General features: G+C 64.6%; 16 protein-coding genes and 4 tRNA genes. 4 read left to right on the top strand and 16 right to left on the bottom strand.

The genetic code is table 11. The annotated features are described in order from the left end of the window. Nucleotides 1-3 precede the first annotated feature (3 nt). Nucleotides 4-1,014, bottom strand: coding sequence for a GlxA family transcriptional regulator (locus JQX08_RS02670; protein ID WP_204914520.1), 1,011 nt, complete (start codon nt 1,012-1,014; stop codon nt 4-6). Between the two features lie 182 nt (nt 1,015-1,196). Between JQX08_RS02670 and JQX08_RS02675 the strand changes: the two genes are divergently transcribed. Beyond that, a complete protein-coding gene (locus JQX08_RS02675; RefSeq protein WP_204914522.1) occupies nt 1,197-1,952 on the top strand; it encodes an SDR family oxidoreductase in 756 nt (251 codons plus the stop codon). Nucleotides 1,953-2,040: 88 nt separating this feature from the next. Next, nucleotides 2,041-2,451, top strand: coding sequence for a cupin domain-containing protein (locus JQX08_RS02680; RefSeq protein WP_204914524.1), 411 nt, complete (start codon nt 2,041-2,043; stop codon nt 2,449-2,451). Between the two features lie 30 nt (nt 2,452-2,481). Here the strand turns inward: JQX08_RS02680 and JQX08_RS02685 are convergent, their stop codons facing one another. The 9 genes from JQX08_RS02685 to phnN form a co-directional block, all read right to left on the bottom strand. Further along, entirely contained in the window at nt 2,482-3,849 is a 1,368-nt protein-coding gene (locus JQX08_RS02685) for a DUF1329 domain-containing protein (RefSeq protein WP_204914526.1), read from the bottom strand. Nucleotides 3,850-3,908: 59 nt separating this feature from the next. After that, nucleotides 3,909-5,861 (bottom strand): DUF1302 domain-containing protein, encoded by a 1,953-nt coding sequence (locus tag JQX08_RS02690; protein ID WP_204914528.1) that lies wholly within the window; start codon nt 5,859-5,861, stop codon nt 3,909-3,911. Between the two features lie 167 nt (nt 5,862-6,028). Continuing rightward, on the bottom strand, nt 6,029-6,586 hold the full coding sequence (locus JQX08_RS02695) for a hypothetical protein (RefSeq protein WP_204914530.1): 558 nt from the start codon (nt 6,584-6,586) through the stop codon (nt 6,029-6,031). 1 nt (nt 6,587) lies between these two features. Then, on the bottom strand, nt 6,588-7,829 hold the full coding sequence (locus tag JQX08_RS02700; protein WP_204914532.1) for a sterol desaturase family protein: 1,242 nt from the start codon (nt 7,827-7,829) through the stop codon (nt 6,588-6,590). Nucleotides 7,830-7,931: 102 nt separating this feature from the next. Then, nucleotides 7,932-8,960, bottom strand: a complete 1,029-nt coding sequence (locus tag JQX08_RS02705) for an AraC family transcriptional regulator (protein WP_204914534.1) — start codon at nt 8,958-8,960, stop codon at nt 7,932-7,934. A 101-nt stretch (nt 8,961-9,061) separates the two neighbouring features. Then, nucleotides 9,062-9,769: an SDR family NAD(P)-dependent oxidoreductase gene (locus tag JQX08_RS02710; RefSeq protein WP_204914536.1), complete on the bottom strand. Its 708-nt coding sequence runs from the start codon at nt 9,767-9,769 to the stop codon at nt 9,062-9,064. 113 nt (nt 9,770-9,882) lie between these two features. Further along, nucleotides 9,883-10,263, bottom strand: coding sequence for a hypothetical protein (locus tag JQX08_RS02715; protein WP_204914537.1), 381 nt, complete (start codon nt 10,261-10,263; stop codon nt 9,883-9,885). Nucleotides 10,264-10,483: 220 nt separating this feature from the next. Continuing rightward, a tRNA-Arg gene (locus JQX08_RS02720) sits at nt 10,484-10,560 on the bottom strand. 7 nt (nt 10,561-10,567) lie between these two features. Beyond that, entirely contained in the window at nt 10,568-11,158 is a 591-nt protein-coding gene (phnN, locus tag JQX08_RS02725; RefSeq protein WP_204914538.1) for a phosphonate metabolism protein/1,5-bisphosphokinase (PRPP-forming) PhnN, read from the bottom strand. Nucleotides 11,159-11,451: 293 nt separating this feature from the next. On the opposite strand from phnN, the gene JQX08_RS02730 reads away from it, so the two are divergent. Beyond that, complete coding sequence (locus JQX08_RS02730; protein ID WP_204914539.1) at nt 11,452-11,778, top strand: Arc family DNA-binding protein; 327 nt, start codon at nt 11,452-11,454, stop codon at nt 11,776-11,778. A 63-nt stretch (nt 11,779-11,841) separates the two neighbouring features. Here JQX08_RS02730 and mgtE read toward each other — a convergent pair whose 3' ends face one another. Then, nucleotides 11,842-13,284 carry a magnesium transporter gene (gene mgtE, locus JQX08_RS02735; protein ID WP_204914540.1) on the bottom strand — a complete coding sequence of 481 codons (1,443 nt, stop codon included), beginning with the start codon at nt 13,282-13,284 and terminating at the stop codon, nt 11,842-11,844. A gap of 324 nt (nt 13,285-13,608) precedes the next feature. On the opposite strand from mgtE, the gene JQX08_RS02740 reads away from it, so the two are divergent. Beyond that, on the top strand, nt 13,609-14,124 hold the full coding sequence (locus JQX08_RS02740) for a DUF4124 domain-containing protein (protein WP_204914541.1): 516 nt from the start codon (nt 13,609-13,611) through the stop codon (nt 14,122-14,124). A 45-nt stretch (nt 14,125-14,169) separates the two neighbouring features. Here the strand turns inward: JQX08_RS02740 and JQX08_RS02745 are convergent. The 5 genes from JQX08_RS02745 to JQX08_RS02765 all read right to left on the bottom strand — a co-directional run bounded on the left by JQX08_RS02745 (nt 14,170) and on the right by JQX08_RS02765 (nt 16,269). Next, nucleotides 14,170-14,246 (bottom strand) — tRNA-Arg (locus JQX08_RS02745). Nucleotides 14,247-14,321: 75 nt separating this feature from the next. After that, nucleotides 14,322-14,398: transfer RNA gene (locus tag JQX08_RS02750), tRNA-Arg, on the bottom strand. A 106-nt stretch (nt 14,399-14,504) separates the two neighbouring features. Further along, a tRNA-Ser gene (locus JQX08_RS02755) sits at nt 14,505-14,595 on the bottom strand. A gap of 62 nt (nt 14,596-14,657) precedes the next feature. Beyond that, the gene (csrA, locus tag JQX08_RS02760; RefSeq protein ID WP_003283978.1) at nt 14,658-14,843 is read right to left on the bottom strand and encodes a carbon storage regulator CsrA; all 186 of its coding nucleotides are present in this window, start codon (nt 14,841-14,843) and stop codon (nt 14,658-14,660) included. A gap of 190 nt (nt 14,844-15,033) precedes the next feature. Further along, on the bottom strand, nt 15,034-16,269 hold the full coding sequence (locus tag JQX08_RS02765; protein WP_204914542.1) for an aspartate kinase: 1,236 nt from the start codon (nt 16,267-16,269) through the stop codon (nt 15,034-15,036). Nucleotides 16,270-16,319 lie beyond the last annotated feature (50 nt).

Below are 16,319 nucleotides of genomic sequence, written 5' to 3' on the forward strand. Positions count from 1 at the left end.
CGCTCAGCGCCCCGCTTTGCGATACGGGGCGCGCGGCGCCGGCTCCAGCCGCGCCGGGAGCGGCAGCGCGTCCACCTCACGGGCGCCGCGGCGCAGTTCCTGCGGCGTCCGGCCGATCACCCGCAGGAAGCTCTGGCACATGCGTCCGGCATCGATGAAGCCGTTCAGCCGGGCGATCTCCTCGAACGTCTGCCGGCCGCCCTCGATCTGCGGGCGCGCCGCCTCCACGCGTAGGCGCTCGACCGCGCGCGCAGGGGTCATCCCGGTCGACGAGGCGAACGCGCGGCCGAACTGGCGCACGCTGAGGTTGGCCACTTCGGCCAGGCGCTCAACCGACAGTTTGTCGCGCAGGTGCTCGCGGGCGAAGCTCAGGGTGCTGCGGATGCGATCCGAGCCCGGGTCGCAATCCAGCAGCGAGGAGAACTGGTACTGCCCGCCCGGGCGCCGGTAATACACCACCAGCATGCGCGCCACCGCCAGCGCCACCTGCTTGCCGAGGTCCTGCTCGATCATCGCCAGGCTCATGTCGATGCCGGCGGACATGCCTGCCGAGGTCCAGATGCCCTGGTCCTCGCTCCACATCCGGTCGCCATCGACACGCACCGCCGGGTAGCGCGCCTGCAACTGCGCCGCGTAGTACCAGTGGGTGGTCGCCGTGCGGCCGTCGAGCAGGCCGCTGGCCGCCAGCAGAAAGGCGCCGGTGCACACGCTGGCGGTGCGCCGGGTGTCGCCGACCAGGCGGCGGATCGCCGTGGCCAGCTCCATCACCCAGGCGCCCTCCGGCGGCTCGGGGGCACCGACCACCAGCAGGGTGTCGAACGCCTCGGCGCGCAACACCTCGGTGATCACCGACAGCCCGCAGGCGCTGCGCACCTCGCCGCCGGTCATCGAGACGACGCTGAGCCGATAACCACCGGTTGAGTAGTGGCGGACGTTGGAAAACGCCTCGAGCGGCCCGCTCAGATCCAGCAGCACGAAGCCTGGGTAGACCAGAAAACCGATATGACGGTGCATGGCGGAAATCCCACGATCTATGTCCTTGGCCGCAGTGGGCGCCGGACCTAACGTGACAGTCCTGCGCAGCGGCAGTGCCCAATCTGCCGCAGCCATCCGCGAGTTTAGGCCGGCGTGGCCGGTCGCTCGTCACCAACCGACAGGTGCACCTCGCGGTGCACCCTGCACGTGGAGGTTTTTCCATGAAGATTGTCGTGATTGGCGGTACCGGGCTGATCGGTACCCAGGTGTGCAACAACCTGCGCTTGCGCGGCCACGAGGTGATCGCCGCCTCGCCGAACACCGGGGTCAACGCGGTCACCGGCGAAGGACTGCAGGAGGCGCTGCAGGGCGCCCAGGTGGTGGTCGACGTCGCCAACTCGCCGTCGTTCGAAGACGCCGCCGCCCTGGCCTTCTTCGAGAGCGCCGGGCGCAACCTGGCCGCCGCGGAGAAAGCCGCCGGGGTCAGCCATCACGTCGCGCTCTCGGTAGTCGGCACCGAGCGGATGCTGGAAAGCGGCTACTTCCGCGCCAAGATGGCCCAGGAGAAGCTGATCAAGTCCTCCGGCGTGCCCTACTCGATCCTGCGCGCCACGCAGTTCTTCGAGTTCATCGGCGCCATCGCGCAATCCGGCGCCGACGGCGAACGCATCCGCCTGTCGACGGCGGCGCTGCAGCCGATCGCCTCGGCCGACGTCGCTGCGGCCCTGGCCAAGGTCGCCGAGCAGGACCCGCACAATCGCATCACCGAAGTCGCCGGCCCCGATCGCCAGCCGCTGGTCGAGTTCGCCAGAACCTACCTGCAGCACAACGGCGACCCACGCGAGGTGATCGGCGATCCGCAGGCCGGCTACTTCGGTGCGGTCATCGACGATCGCTCACTGACTCCCGGCGACGATCCGACCCTCGGCGCGACGCACTTCGCGACCTGGCTGAAGAACGCCGCGCCGCCGCGCTGACCCGCCGCCGCACGCCGTTGCCAGCGACCGCTGACGGCCGCGCGGCGCCGCCGATTGGCTACCGCGAACTCCCGTTGAGGACTGCCCCATGCACATCGCTCCCCTGTTCGTCTCGCTTGGCCTGTTGAGCAGCGCGGCCGCCCTGGCCGCGGACAAGCCGCCCGCCGCCCCACCACCGACGGTGACGCCGGTGATGGTCCAGGCGTTGCCCGAATACCCCGGCAAGGAAGTACTAATGATCACCGTGGAGTACCCGCCCGGCGGCGCCGACCCCGTGCATCGCCACGATGCGCATGGCTTCATCTATGTGCTCGAGGGCACCATCGTGATGGGCGTGGCCGGCGGCAAGGAGGTCACCCTGACGCCCGGACAGAGCTTCCACGAAGGCCCGCAGGACCTGCACACGGTGGGCCGCAACGCCAGCCAGGAGAAGCCGGCCAAGTTCCTGGTGTTCCTGCTCAAGGACGCCAACAAACCGCCGGTGATTCTTGTCGACTGACGCGAAGCACCGGCCTGGCTGTGCGCGGCCTCAGCGGGTGCCGCGGCGGCGCAGTGCGGAGGGGCTGAAGTAGTCGTTGTCCGGCAACGGCTGGGCGAAGTCGATGCTGGTGGCTTCCTCGTTGTCGAGGTTCATCACGTCGTAGCGACGCGCCTGCAGGTCGTGGAACACATCGAGCGAAGTCCAGGTGGTCGGCAGCTCGTAGTAGTTCTTCAGGTAGGCCAGCGACACCCGCCACAGCTCGCCGCGGCCGTCGTACTGATCGACTTCGGCGGCGCCCCAGCTGTCCTCGTCGAGGAACAGCGTGCGCTTGGAATAGATGTGCCGCGCGCTGGCCTTCAGCGTGCCCTCCACCACCCAGACGCGGTGCAGCTCGTAGCGGGTGAACGCCGGGTTGAGGTGGTTCGGGGTGAGCAGCTGTTTGTAGGTCAACTCGCCGCTGGACAGCTTGTAGCTGTTGTAGGGGATGTACACCTCGCGCTTGCCGAGCAGCTTCCAGTCGTAGCGATCCGGCGCGCCGTTGTACATGTCGGTGTCGTCGGCCGTGCGCAGGCCATCGGACGAGGCGATCGGCGTGTCGTAGGCCAAGCTCGGCGCGCGACGCACCCGGCGTTGTCCGGCGTTGTAGGCCCAGGCCTGACGCGGCTGCTGCACCTGGTCGAGGGTCTCGTGGACCAGCGCCGCGCCACCGGCCAGGCGCGCCGGGCTGCGGGTCAGGTTCATGAAGTAGAACAGCACGTTGCCCAGTTCGGCGGCGCTGCCGCCCTGGCGGTAGAACTTGAACAGCGCCTCCTGCTGCGCCACCACCAGCGAGTAATCGCCGTTGCGCTGCACCGCGGCCTCGGCGGCGCGCCTCACGATGAAGGTGCCGCGGTAGCGGGCGATGTGGTTCCACACCGCCTCCACGCCGCTCTGCGGAATCGGGAAGGGAATGCCGCCGTAGGCGTCGGCGAAGCCGTTGCCGCCCTCCACCAGCTTGGCGCTGACCGCGTTCTTCGCGGTGTTGTCGTACACCCACTGCGGCGCCGAGGCGCTGCGCCGGCTGGGGTAGACCGGCATCTGGTAGCTGTCCGGGTAATTGTTGAACAGGGCGATCTGCCCGGGCGTGAGATTGGCCTTGTACTGCTCGAGATTGGCCTTGGTGATGGTGAACAGCGGCTGGTCCGCGGCGAACGGATCGACGTGGTGCAAGCCCGGCCGGTAGCCGGCCGGCGGCTGGGTGATGCCGCCGCTCCAGGCGGGAATGCTGCCGGCGGCGTTGCCGGCGCGTTCACCGCCCAGCGGGGTCAGTTCGCTCTGCAGGCGGGCGGCCTCCTGGGCGGAGACAGCGGCCAGGGCATGGCCACAGGTGAGGGTCAGGGCCACGGTCAGGCCGACAAGCGATCGCAAGTTGCGCATGGAAACTCTCCGGGACAATCGGGCGCCGGCCGCGCAACGGGCGGGCCGGCGCGCAGGCATTAGAAGGAGTACTTGACGTTGAAACCGATGTTGTCGCGGTCGCGGGCGGCGTTTTCCTGTCCCGCGCCGGAGAACTCGGTGTACTGCAACTCGGCTTCCAGGCTGTTCAGGTAGCTGGCCTTGAGGCCCACGGTGTAGGCGCGGCGCCCGGCGATGAAGTTGCCCGACTGGTGCGAGTTGCCGGAGAAGTCTTCCTTGTAGACCCCGTACGGCGACAGGTTGACCCCGGCGAACACGTCGTTCCAGGTACCGCTGAGCAGCAGCGTGTAGCCGTAGGCATCGCGGGTCAGCTGATCGCTGCGGTCGAAGCCGGACACGTAGGCGCCGTTGGAGCGGCCCGCGTAGTGGCGTACCGAGCCGTCATAGACGGTGTAGGTCAGGCTGCTGCCGCGCACGTGCTCGGAAGCCAGTTCGGCCACCCCCATCAGGGCGTCGAAGGACAGCCGAGGGCCGAAGTTGTACAGCGTGCCCAGCGAGCTGTTGTACGCCTCGACCCGCTCGTAGTCGTGGATCTGGCCGCCCAGCGAGACCTGCTGGCCACCGATCAGGACTGGCCGGCCACCGGCCAACGCCGCGGCCTGGGCGAGCATGTCGCCGAGCAGGTCGTTGGTGGTGGCGACGCCGATCGGCAGGTTCGGCCGGTAGGCCAGCTCACCGAACACCGAGGCATCGCCGAGCGTGGTGTTGAAGCTCAGCCCGTACATGCGAATGTCCTCGCCGTACTCGCGGCGCGCGGTCACCTGGTTGGCCAGGTCCACCGCCGCCGCGCCGTTCACCAGGCCCAGCGCCTGCGCCGCCGCAGCGTTGCCACCCCGCGCGGCGGCCACCAGCGCGTCGTAGTTCGGCGCGCCGCCCAGGCCGGCGAGCTGGTCGATGTTCAGGCCGGCGTAGCTGGAGGCAATCTCCGAGAAGATCACCGGGTCCTTGCTGTGGTAGTTGACGAAGTAGAAGCCGAACTCGGTGGCGTTCAGCTCCTCGGCGATGTAGCGGAACGCCACGCCGAACTGGCCATCGTCGCGGGCGTTGATGTCCTGGCCGATGTCGGAAACCTTGAACATGCCGCTCTGGTCGAGGTACTGGGTGCCCTGCAGACCGGCGAAATGGGTCGCCGACAGCTGCGGGTAGAGGGTTTGGAACTGCGGGTTGGCGAACCCTGCGACCCGCGTGTAGCCGGTGCTGCCGCCCTCGGCGAACAGGTCGGTTTCCGAGAAGAAGGTGCCCACCGGGTCGAGACGGGTTTCCTTCCAGTTCCACTGGTAGAAGGCGTCCATCGACAGGTTGTCGGTCAGGCCGATGTTGAAGTTCAGTGCCTCGACCGGCAGCAGGACTTCCTTGAGCTCGGCGCCGGGCAGGCGAAAGCGCGCCGAGTCGACCGGGTTGGTGGTGTTGACCCCGCCCCGGTAGAACAGCCCCTCGCCCCAGTTGAACACCTGGCGGCCCACGCGCACGGTCAGCGGCCGCTCGGCGACATCCCAGTTGCCGTACAGGTAGGCATCGAGCAGCTCCGCGTGGTGCCCGGCGGTGTCGCGGGTGCCTTGGGTGAAGCGGTCGTTCTGCGGGTAGTTCTGGCTCGGCTGCAACGGCTGGTTGTTGTCGTAGTAGTCGTTGCGCTTGTCCATGATCTGCGTGTCGTAGAACCCCGAGCCGCGCACGAAGGCCCCGTAGTTCTGGTAGGTGGCCTCAAGGTCCGAGGTGATCTTGTAGACCTCCGAGACCAGGCCCGGGCTGAAGTTGCGGTTGCCGTCATTGCTGTTGACGTCGTTGTTGCTGCCGTCCTGGGACTGCACCCGCCAGAGCCGGCCGTACGACAGGGTGGTGTCCAGCGAGCCGGTGATCTGGTTGTCAGCGAGGCTGAATTCGACCGCCTCGGACTGGGCGGCGATCATCAACGGAAAGAGGCAGGCGAACGCGGACCGGGCTGGCAGGCCAGGCGTGCGGAAGTTGAGTTGCATTGAGGGTTACTCCGACAGCGAATTCTTATTGTTGGTATTGCCCAGCCAACCCAGCCCCGCTCCCCGGGCAGTGGGGGCCGCAATGCGGCAAAGGGGGCCGGTGGCTGGAAGCACTCGGTGCAGCGGTAACGCAATAAACGGCCCGTCCTCCTCGCCGGGCCGTGGGTTCAGTTGGCCGGCAGCGGCCGCCAGGGCCAGGCCCAGCGGGTGCCGCACAGTCCGGCGAACGACCAGCACAGCACGGCAGCCAGCAGCGTGAGGTGGAACAGATCCAGGCGCGCGATGCCCAGCCACTCCCCCCGGGTGCCGACCGCCAGGCCGGCGCAGAGAAACAGCAGGCAACCGGTGCAGGCCAGGGCCCAGCGTTGCGAGCGACCGGGCCAGCCGATCGCCAGTAGCGCCAGCAGGTTGCCGAACAGCGCCGCCTGCTCGGGCAGGCCGAGCATCAGCGCGCCGAGGGCCAGCACCAGCGCCTGACGGCGCACGCCACGCACCGCGCCGAGGGCGATCAACAGCAGGCTCAGGCGTCCGGAAACTGCGGAAAGCTGCTGGTGGGCGGTGGCGACCTGTTCCACGCCGGCGTAGTGCACGGCGCCGAGCAGCGCCGCCGCGCCGATCAGCAGGAAACCGAGCAGCCGCCAGGTCTGGCTGGCGCGCAGCGCGCCGTACGCGGCCCATAGGCAGGCCGTGCAGAGCAGCAGTTCGCAGAGCACGTTCAGCGGCATCTCAGACCTCCGAGGCGAGCTGACGGCGCGCGCTGTCGCGCAGCAGGAACAGCAGCGCCGCCGCCACGCCCAGCACCGGCACAACCATCCAGGTCAGCGGCAGGCCCCACTGCTGATGGGCGACGAACGCCGGCACCGCCAGCGAAGCCAGCCAGGCAAGCTGCCAGCCGCGCACACCGCGGCCGTTTTCCAGGGTCCGCCCCAGCACCCAGAACGAGCCCCACACCCAGACGGCGCCAAGCAGCTTCCAGGCCAGCGGCCAGGCATAGGAGAAACCGATGAAGCCCAGCCCGAAGACCATCACAAGGAGCATCTGCAGCGTGCAATAGGCGGCGGTAACCGGCGAAATCTGCGGCCGATAGATGCGGAACTTGCTGATGTCGTGGGCCGGCTTCGGCGCCCGCTCCAGCGCCGCGCGCGGCCGCCAGCCGGGCGGCGAGACCCACACCCGCAGGCGATCCGTCCAGGTATCGGCGAGGCGGAAGTCGTGCCACAGGTCCTGGAACTTGTGCAGGTTGCTGCGCACGGGATCGAAGGTCTTCAGCTGCCCGTGGATGCCATAGATGATCGGTTCCTCATGCTCCGGTCGCTCGGTGGCGTAGCTGCCGAACAGGTGGTCCCAGAGCATCAGCACGCCACCGTAGTTGCGGTCCACGCAGTATTCGTTCTGGCCGTGATGCACACGATGGTTGGACGGCGACGCGAAGCAGTGGTCGAACCAGCCGAGCCGGCCGATGTGGCGGGTGTGAATCCAGAACTGGTAGCCGAGCACCACCGCGCCGCTGACGATGAACACGCTCGGCGGCACGCCGAGCAGCGCCAACGGCCAGTAGAACATCCAGTTGGTGAGGAAGCCGGTGCTGGTCTGGCGCATCGCCGTCGAGTAGTTGAACTCCTCGCTGGAGTGGTGAACCACGTGGGAGGCCCACATCAGGTTCACCTCGTGGCCCATCCGGTGGTGCCAGTAGTAGCAGAAGTCGTAGCCCATCAGGCCGATCACCCACACCCACCAGACCGAAGCCGACAGGTCGAAGAACGCCAGGTGCTCGTAGGCCAGCAGGTAGATACCGAGGTTGAGGAATTTGACGAAGACGTTGAACACCTGGCCGCTGAGGCCGAGCGAGATGCTCGACAGCGAGTCGCTCAGGGCGAAGGTCTGCCGACGCCGCCATCCGCTCCAGGCCAGTTCGAGCAATAGCAACAGGATGAAAATGGGGATGGCGTAGACGATGGCATTGGGCATGTAGCAGCTCCTCTTTTTGTTGTCAGGAGGCTACTTTTCCCCGCCGCAGGCGGCGTGCTGTTTGGCGCCACACTTGGTGCGGCATGGCGCCAATCTGGCGTGTCAGGTGGTGAGCTTGTCGCGCTCGGCCTTGCGATAGTCCGCCGGCGAAACGCTGCGCAGCTGGCGGAAGGCGTGGCTGAACGCGCTGGAATGGGAGAAGCCCAGGGTCAGCGCGATGTTCATGATGCTCAGGTCGGTGGAACGCAGGTAGTAGTCGGCCAGCTCCATGCGCACCGCATCCAGCACCGTGGAGAAGCTCTCTCCTTCGGCCGCCAGCTTGCGCTGCAGGGTGCGGGTCGACATGGCCAGCTTGCTGGCCACCGCCTCCAGGGAAACCTCGCCTTCGGGCAACTGCTCGATGAGAAAGGAACGCACCCGGCCGATGGTGGAGAACGGCGCGTAGGAATGCCCCAGCTGCTGCTCCGCCTCGAGCAACATGCTCTTGTGCGCACGCAGGTCAGCGCCCTGAATCGGCAGATCGAGAATCGACTCGGCAAACCGCACCGCATTGGTCGGCTGGTTGAAGTGCACCGGGCAGCCGAAGAAGCGCTCGCACGCCTCGGCGGTCCCAGGGTCGGCGTGCATCATCCACACCTCGACCAGCGGCCCGTCGAAGCCGGCCAGCCAGCGCCCGTAGGCGGTCCAACCGGCCAGCACCAGTTCCACCTGGCTGATGCAGTAGGGCTCGAGGTCGGTGATGCGCCGATCTTCGAGGGTCACCAGGCCATCGGCCACGGTGATGAAGGTGCGGCTCGACGGGCTGTCGAAGACGATCTTGCCAAAGCGGCGGATCATCGACATCGAGTCGCGAATCGTCGGGCTGGTCATGGTCACGTAGCCCAGCCCGCCGTAACTGCCCGGCCGTACCGCGGCGCCCACCAGCAGGCCGAAATGCGCGATACCGCTGGCGCGGCAGGCCGCGGCGAGCAGCTCGCGCATGCGCTGCATGGGAATCCGCCGGATCGGGTCGCTGAGCTGCTCGGCGTCCAGGCCGATCTCCGCCAACAGTTGCGCCGCGTTGCAGCCGTGCCGTTCGGCGACATCGAGGATATGCGAGATAAAGGCGGCACTGACGGTGGCAGGGTGCATTGCGGGGCGGTCTCAAATTCGGTGAAGGGCCTGAACCGGTCCTTTCTTGTCTACGCGGAATCTAACAAAGCCGCCGCGAAACTGACCAGCCACCGCTCCGCTCAGACGCGCCCGACCACCGGCAGGCAGGCGCCAGTCACCGCGCTGGCCGCATCCGAGAGCAGGAACATCACCACCGCGGCGAGGGCCGCCGGCGTCACCCAGCGGCTGAAGTCGGCGTCCGGCATGTCCTGGCGATTGGGCGGCGTATCGAGAATGCTCGGCAGCACCGCATTCACCGTGATGCCAGCGTCCTTCAGTTCATCGGCGAGGCTTTCCGTGAGGCGCGCGACCCCGGCCTTGGACGCGGCATAGGCACCCATGCCGCAACCCGCCTTGCTGGCAGCCGCCGCGCCGATGTTGACGATGCGTCCGGCGGGCGACTGGCGCAGCGCCGGCAACGCCGCCTTGCAGGCAGTCACCGTGGTGCGCAGGTTGATCTGGTAGAGGAAGTCCCAGCTCAGCAGGTCGCCCTCCTCCAGGGTTTCCCAGCGAAAGCCGCCGGCCGCATTGACCAGGCTATCCAGGCGGCCGAAGTGCCGGTGGATCTGCGCCATGGCCCGCTGCGTGGCGTCACCATCGGTAAGGTCGGTTCCACCTAGCAGCAGCACGCGCTCCGGGGCATCCAGTAGCGCTTCCGTCGGTGCTGTGGCGCGATCGAGCATCACCACGCTCGCGCCGCGCGCCAGTGCCGCGGCGGCAATCGCCCGCCCCAGGCTGCCGAACGCGCCCGTCACCGCAATTACCCGTCCAAGCAGATCATTGTTCATTGCCAGCTGTACCTCTGTTGTTATTTGAATGGCTGGCAGGTTAGCCAGGCACAGGAAGCCCGGCCTGCTGGCGGGCGCCATTTGCCATGCGCAGAGGCGCCAAACACCCCTGCTTAGCGCGCCAGGGCGAGGCGCGTCTGGTCGTCCTGGCGCACTGCGCGCAACGTCCACAGCCCGCCCAGGCAATCGATGGCGCCGAACAGGATCAGCAGCGGCTCGCCCAGCTGAAACGCCACGAACCCGGCGAAGGCGGCCAACACCAGCGCTCGCGAATACACGGTGGCGAGGAAGAACGCGCGCGACTCGCTGCCGGCCGCGAACCAGTAGTAGAGGCCGATGTTGAACGCCAGCACGCCGACCACGCGAATCCACACCTCGTGCGTCAGTGTCATGCCCATCAGCTGCAGCGGGAGGTTGGGCACCAGCACCAGAATCAGCCCGAGCAGGGCCAGGTAAACAGCGAACCACTTGAGCGTCAGCGCAGCCTTGGACATCGTCAACTCACCTTGCGAAGGATTGGGGCCAGGCGAGCACCTGCGGCTCGCTTGCAGTCGTCCGCAGGGTAGCCGTGCGCGTTTCCGCGCAGGTGCTCTAGGGCGCCAGATCGCATGCGCAGGGACGCCAGATTGCGCGTCGAGCACGCACAGCAAGACCAGCGCACAGGGTCGAGCACCAAAGCAGTTGTCGGGGGAGCGGTGAAAAACAGGGGGAGCTTGGTGTCCCAGAGAGGGGTCGAACCTCCAACCTTCCCCTTAGGAGGGGGATGCTCTATCCAATTGAGCTACTGGGACATTTGGTTCATTGCGAACCGGCCGGCATGTTAGCGAGCGGAGCGTCGTTTGTCATGCCGCGGTCGGCGAGCAGCGCCAGCAGGCGCTGTACCGTCTGCTCCAGCGGCCCGGAGTTGTCCAGTCGCAGCACATCATCGAATCCGGCTTCGAACAGCCGGTTGCGCGCCAGGCGCTTCTCGATTTCCGCTGCGCTCTCACGCCCACGCGCCAGCAGCCGACGGCGCAACTCGTCCGGGGCGACTTGCAGCAGTATTCCGCAGGCATCTGGATAGCGCTGGCGCACCTTGGCCCAGTGGCCGCGTGAGCCGTTAACCACGACATCGTCGCCCTGCGCCAACCAACCGTCGATCTCCGCCGGAATGCCGTAGGCCAGGCCATGCGCGCGCCAGCTCAAGGCGAACGCGCCCTGCTGCTCCATCTCGGCGAACTGCGCATGACTGACGGCGATGGCATCCTCGCCCGCCGCCTCGCCGGAACGTGTCACCACCCGCCGCACGATATGGCAGCCACGCGCCAGTAGAAAATCGCGCGCCGCCAACAACAGGCTATCCTTGCCCACACCTGAGGCGCCCATGAGATAGAGCAGTCTGCCGGCCATAGAAGTGCTTGGTTTCCTCGAAGAACCGCAAACGACTTTAGTGGGCTGTCGCCGCTATCGAAATACGGAATTACCTGTGTTTTGCCCAGTACGACGCATTTCAGACATCCGGTACTGGCAAAACGCCTGCTTACCAGCCAAAATGTGACACGTAATTGGCGTCAAATATCTGAGTGCAGTGCCGACGACAAATTGAGACATCGGTGGAACCGGCCAGCGCCATAGACTGTCGAATAATGACAATCTGGCTGCTTAATGCCAGTATCGCTCCCTTGAACTAACCGGTTTAACGTATGCGCCCTATGAAACAGGCTATTTACTCCAGCCGCACGGCTGACAAATTCGTGGTCCGCTTACCTGAAGGTATGCGCGAGCGTATCGCTGATATCGCGCGCAACCATCATCGCAGCATGAACTCGGAAATCATCGCCCGTCTTGAGCAAAGCATGCTGCAAGAAGGCGCCCTCGATGATGATCTGAGCCTGAACCACGACCGCCCGGAGCTATCCCTGCATGAGCGCGAACTGCTGCAGCGATTCCGCCAGCTTTCCCGCCGTCAGCAGAACGCTCTGATTTCTCTGATTGCCCACGACGTCGAGATGAACGCCGAAGAGGCCTGATCTCCGCACGCAGCATCAATAAAAAAGCCGGTCTCGCGACCGGCTTTTTTATTGCGCCCTACTTCATAGTAGGAACAAGGTCGCCAATCCGAGGAAGATGAAGAAGCCGCCACTGTCGGTCATGGCGGTGATCATCACACTGGCGCCCATCGCCGGATCACGCCCAGTGCGCAGCAGGGTCATGGGAATCAGCACGCCCATCAATGCCGCGAGAAGCAGGTTCAGGGTCATCGCCCCGGTCATCACCGCACCCAGCGACCAGCTGCCATACAGCCACCAGGCGACCCCACCAATCACCCCGCCCCACAGCAGGCCGTTGATCAGCGAAACGCCGAGTTCCTTGCGCAGTAGCCGGCTGGTATTGCCGGTACCCACCTGATCCAGCGCGATGGCGCGCACGATCATGGTGATGGTCTGGTTGCCCGAGTTTCCGCCAATACCCGCCACAATCGGCATGAGTGCAGCGAGCGCCACCAGCTTCTCGATGGAGCCTTCGAACACGCCGATCACCCGGGAAGCGATGAACGCCGTCACCAGGTTGATGGCCAGCCAGGACCAGCGGTTGCGAACCGACTTCCATACCGAGGCGAAGATGTCTTCTTCCTCGCGCAGACCCGCCATGCTCAGCACTTCGCTTTCGCTCTCCTCACGAATGAGGTCGACCATCTCGTCGATGGTCAGACGACCGATCAACTTGCCGCTCTTGTCCACTACCGGCGCGGAAATAAGGTCGTAGCGCTCGAATGCCTGCGCCGCGTCATAGCCGTTCTCGTCGGGATGGAAGCTCACCGGATCGCTGGCCATCACTTCGGCGACTTGTTTGTCCGGATCGTTGACCAGCAGGCGCTTGATTGGTAGCACACCCTTGAGGATGCCGTCGTAGTCGACCACGAATAGCTTGTCGGTATGCCCCGGCAACTCTTTCAGGCGGCGCAGGTAGCGCAGCACCACCTCAAGCGTGACGTCTTCGCGGATGGTGACCATCTCGAAGTCCATCAGCGCGCCGACTTCGTCCTCTTCGTAGGACAGGGCCGAACGCACGCGTTCGCGCTGCTGGGCGTCGAGCGATTCCATCAGCTCATGAACAACGTCGCGCGGCAGTTCTGGCGCAAGGTCGGCCAGCTCGTCGGCGTCCATGTCCTTGGTGGCCGCGAGAATCTCGTGATCGTCCATGTCGGCGATCAGCGTTTCTCGAACTGCGTCGGAAACTTCGAGGAGAATGTCGCCGTCGCGCTCGGCCTTGACCAGCTGCCAGACGGTCAGGCGGTCATCGAGGGGAAGCGCTTCGAGGATGTGGGCGACGTCAGCCGAGTGCAGCTCATCGAGCTTGCGCTGCAGCTCCGCCAGATTCTGGCGATGGACGAGATTTTCGACTCGCTCGCGATTCTCGCCTTCCTGGCGGTGCGCGAGGTCCTCGACCAGCTTGTGACGATGCAATAGCTCGACCACCTGGGCGAGGCGATCTTGCAGGCTTTCTTGCGGCTTCTTGGCTTCTACTTCAGTCATGGCGCGCTCCACCCCCAGCGGCGGCGCACACCATAGGGGATTCAGACGGTCAGGTTGTAATCAGACAATCGAGGGTTCGAGTAACTACTGGGTAAGTCCATGATGGTGCCCAACAAGCCCCGGCGGGGCAGACGGCCAAGATAATACCACCGACCGCCTCATCACACGCGACAAAATCTTGGCAAGAACAAGCAGTTGCACAGCAAAGTTGAGCGTAATCCACGCCCACTGACTGCGACGCGAAGCACAATAAAAAGGACACAAGTGGCGCAGCCGGCAAATCGCCGATTAAGCTCGCCCGCGACCGTCAAGGAGGACGTCGCCATGCTCAAACCTATCCCGGCATGCCTATGCGCATGCCTGCTGCACACCCTCACCTTCCAGCAAGTCGCACAGGCTGCCACAGTGTTTCGTTGCGAAGACCGCAACGGCAAAGTCACCTTCACGTTACATGGCTGCCCCACGGAACAGCAGCAGCTACTGCAAAGCGCAGACAATCCGACGCCAGGCAGCGGCAAACCCGTGCCGATGGCAAAAGTCGGTAAACATAAAGAGAAATCGGATGCGCGAGGACACTCCGAACAGAAGGTGACCGGCATCGCTGAACCACAGGACGCCTGCGGCAGCCAGCTCGCCGCCAGCGCACGCCGCAAGGCGATCATCCAACAGGAAATGCACACCGGCATGACGCGTGCGGATGTCGAAAACGCGCTCGGTAAGCCGGGCAAGGTCAGCAGCCAGAACGGTCAGACCCGTTATCAGTACCGCGACACCAAAGGCCGCAGCCGCAGCGTGAGCTTCGACGAAAATGGCTGCGTGCGCGGCAATAAAGCCAAATAGCGGACAAAGAAAAAGGGCCTGCATTGCTGCAGGCCCTTTTCGATATGGCGCACTCAGGAGGATTCGAACCTCCGACCGCTCGGTTCGTAGCCGAGTACTCTATCCAGCTGAGCTATGAGTGCGTGTCGGCGCTTGATAGACCAGATCACCACTGGTTGAAACGTGTCGATCTTTATCGCTAAAAACCAACTTTTATATGGCGCACTCAGGAGGATTCGAACCTCCGACCGCTCGGTTCGTAGCCGAGTACTCTATCCAGCTGAGCTATGAGTGCGCTGAGCGTGCGCATTATAGGGAGTGAATTGCTTTGTTCAAGTGCCAATCCGATTATTTTCAACAACTTATCGGACTAACGAACATCAACCCTACAACACAAAACATGGCGGAGAAGGGGGGATTCGAACCCCCGACACCCTTGTGAGGTGTACTCCCTTAGCAGGGGAGCGCCTTCGGCCACTCGGCCACCTCTCCGCAACACGGGGCGCATGATAACCATGTTTTCCCCGTTTGCAAAGCCAAAAATCTCAGAAAAATTAGTGGCTTGGTTCTTGGTCTTTCTCTTTTTGGATGCGCTGGTAAATCTCTTCCCGGTGCACGGCAACTTCCTTCGGAGCGTTGACCCCGATGCGCACTTGGTTACCCTTCACTCCCAGCACGGTGACGGTGACATCGTCACCCACCATCAGGGTCTCTCCGACCCGTCGAGTCAGAATCAGCATTCCTTTCTCCTCACGGATAACAGTTCAGAACAGCAAATCAGTCTGCAAAATTAAAATGGTGACTGCGTTCACACTTATCAAGGGCTAGGCGCCTTCACCAGAGTATTGACTAGCGCGAGCAGAAAGAAAGTTCCGCCCCGACGGCCCAAACGATAAAAGGCGCGGTAGTCCGCGCCTTTTACCTTCCAACCTACTCGCCTTGCGGCGAAGGCGCATCCAGCTCGAAGGCCGTATGCAGAGCCCGCACGGCGAGCTCCAGGTACTTCTCCTCGATGACCACGGAGACCTTGATTTCCGACGTCGAGATCATCTGGATGTTGATGCTTTCCTTGGCCAGCGCCTCGAACATGCGGCTGGCGACACCGGCGTGCGAGCGCATGCCGACACCGACGATCGACACCTTGGCAATATCGATATCGCCGCCCGCTTCGCGCGCGCCGATTTCCCGCGCGGTCTGCTCGAGGATGCGCAGGGCATTCTGGTAGTCGTTGCGGTGCACGGTGAAGGTGAAGTCGGTGGTGTTATCGTGCGCCACGTTCTGCACGATCATGTCCACTTCGATGTTCGCGGCACTGATCGGGCCGAGGATCTTGAAGGCCACGCCGGGGGTGTCCGGCACGCCACGGATGGTCAGCTTGGCTTCGTCGCGATTGAAGGCGATGCCGGAAATGATCGGCTGTTCCATGGATTCCTCTTCATCAAGGGTAATGAGGGTGCCCGGCCCCTCCTGAAAGCTGTGCAGCACGCGCAGCGGGACGTTGTACTTGCCGGCGAACTCCACCGAGCGAATCTGCAGCACTTTCGAACCGAGGCTGGCCATTTCCAGCATTTCTTCGAAGGTGATCTTGTCCAGACGCTGCGCACGCGGCACCACACGCGGGTCGGTGGTGTAGACCCCGTCGACGTCGGTGTAGATCTGGCACTCGTCGGCTTTCAGCGCTGCGGCCAGCGCCACACCGGTGGTATCGGAGCCGCCGCGGCCGAGGGTGGTGATGTTGCCGTGCTCGTCGACGCCCTGGAAACCAGCCACCACGACCACACGACCGGCCTTGAGGTCGGTGCGCAGCTTCTGATCGTCGATCTGCAGGATTCGCGCCTTGTTGTGCGCACTGTCGGTGAGGATGCGCACCTGGTTGCCGGTATAGGACACCGCCGGCACGCCGCGCTTGATCAGCGCCATGGCCAGCAGGGCGATGGTCACCTGCTCGCCGGTCGACACCATCACATCCAGTTCACGCGGCACCGGCTGATCACTGATCTGCTTGGCCAGGTCGATCAGGCGGTTGGTTTCGCCACTCATCGCCGAGACCACGACGACGATGTCGTCGCCCGCCTCGCGGAACTTCTTCACCTTCTCGGCCACCTGCTCGATACGCTCGACGGTGCCGACGGAAGTGCCCCCAAATTTCTGTACGATCAAAGCCATTTCAAAACTGCCTCAGCCCGCGAAGGGCGCCCATTAAACAGTTAACGCGA

The sequence above is a fragment of the Zestomonas insulae genome (assembly GCF_016901015.1).
Classification (GTDB): Bacteria; Pseudomonadota; Gammaproteobacteria; order Pseudomonadales; family Pseudomonadaceae; genus Aquipseudomonas; species Aquipseudomonas insulae.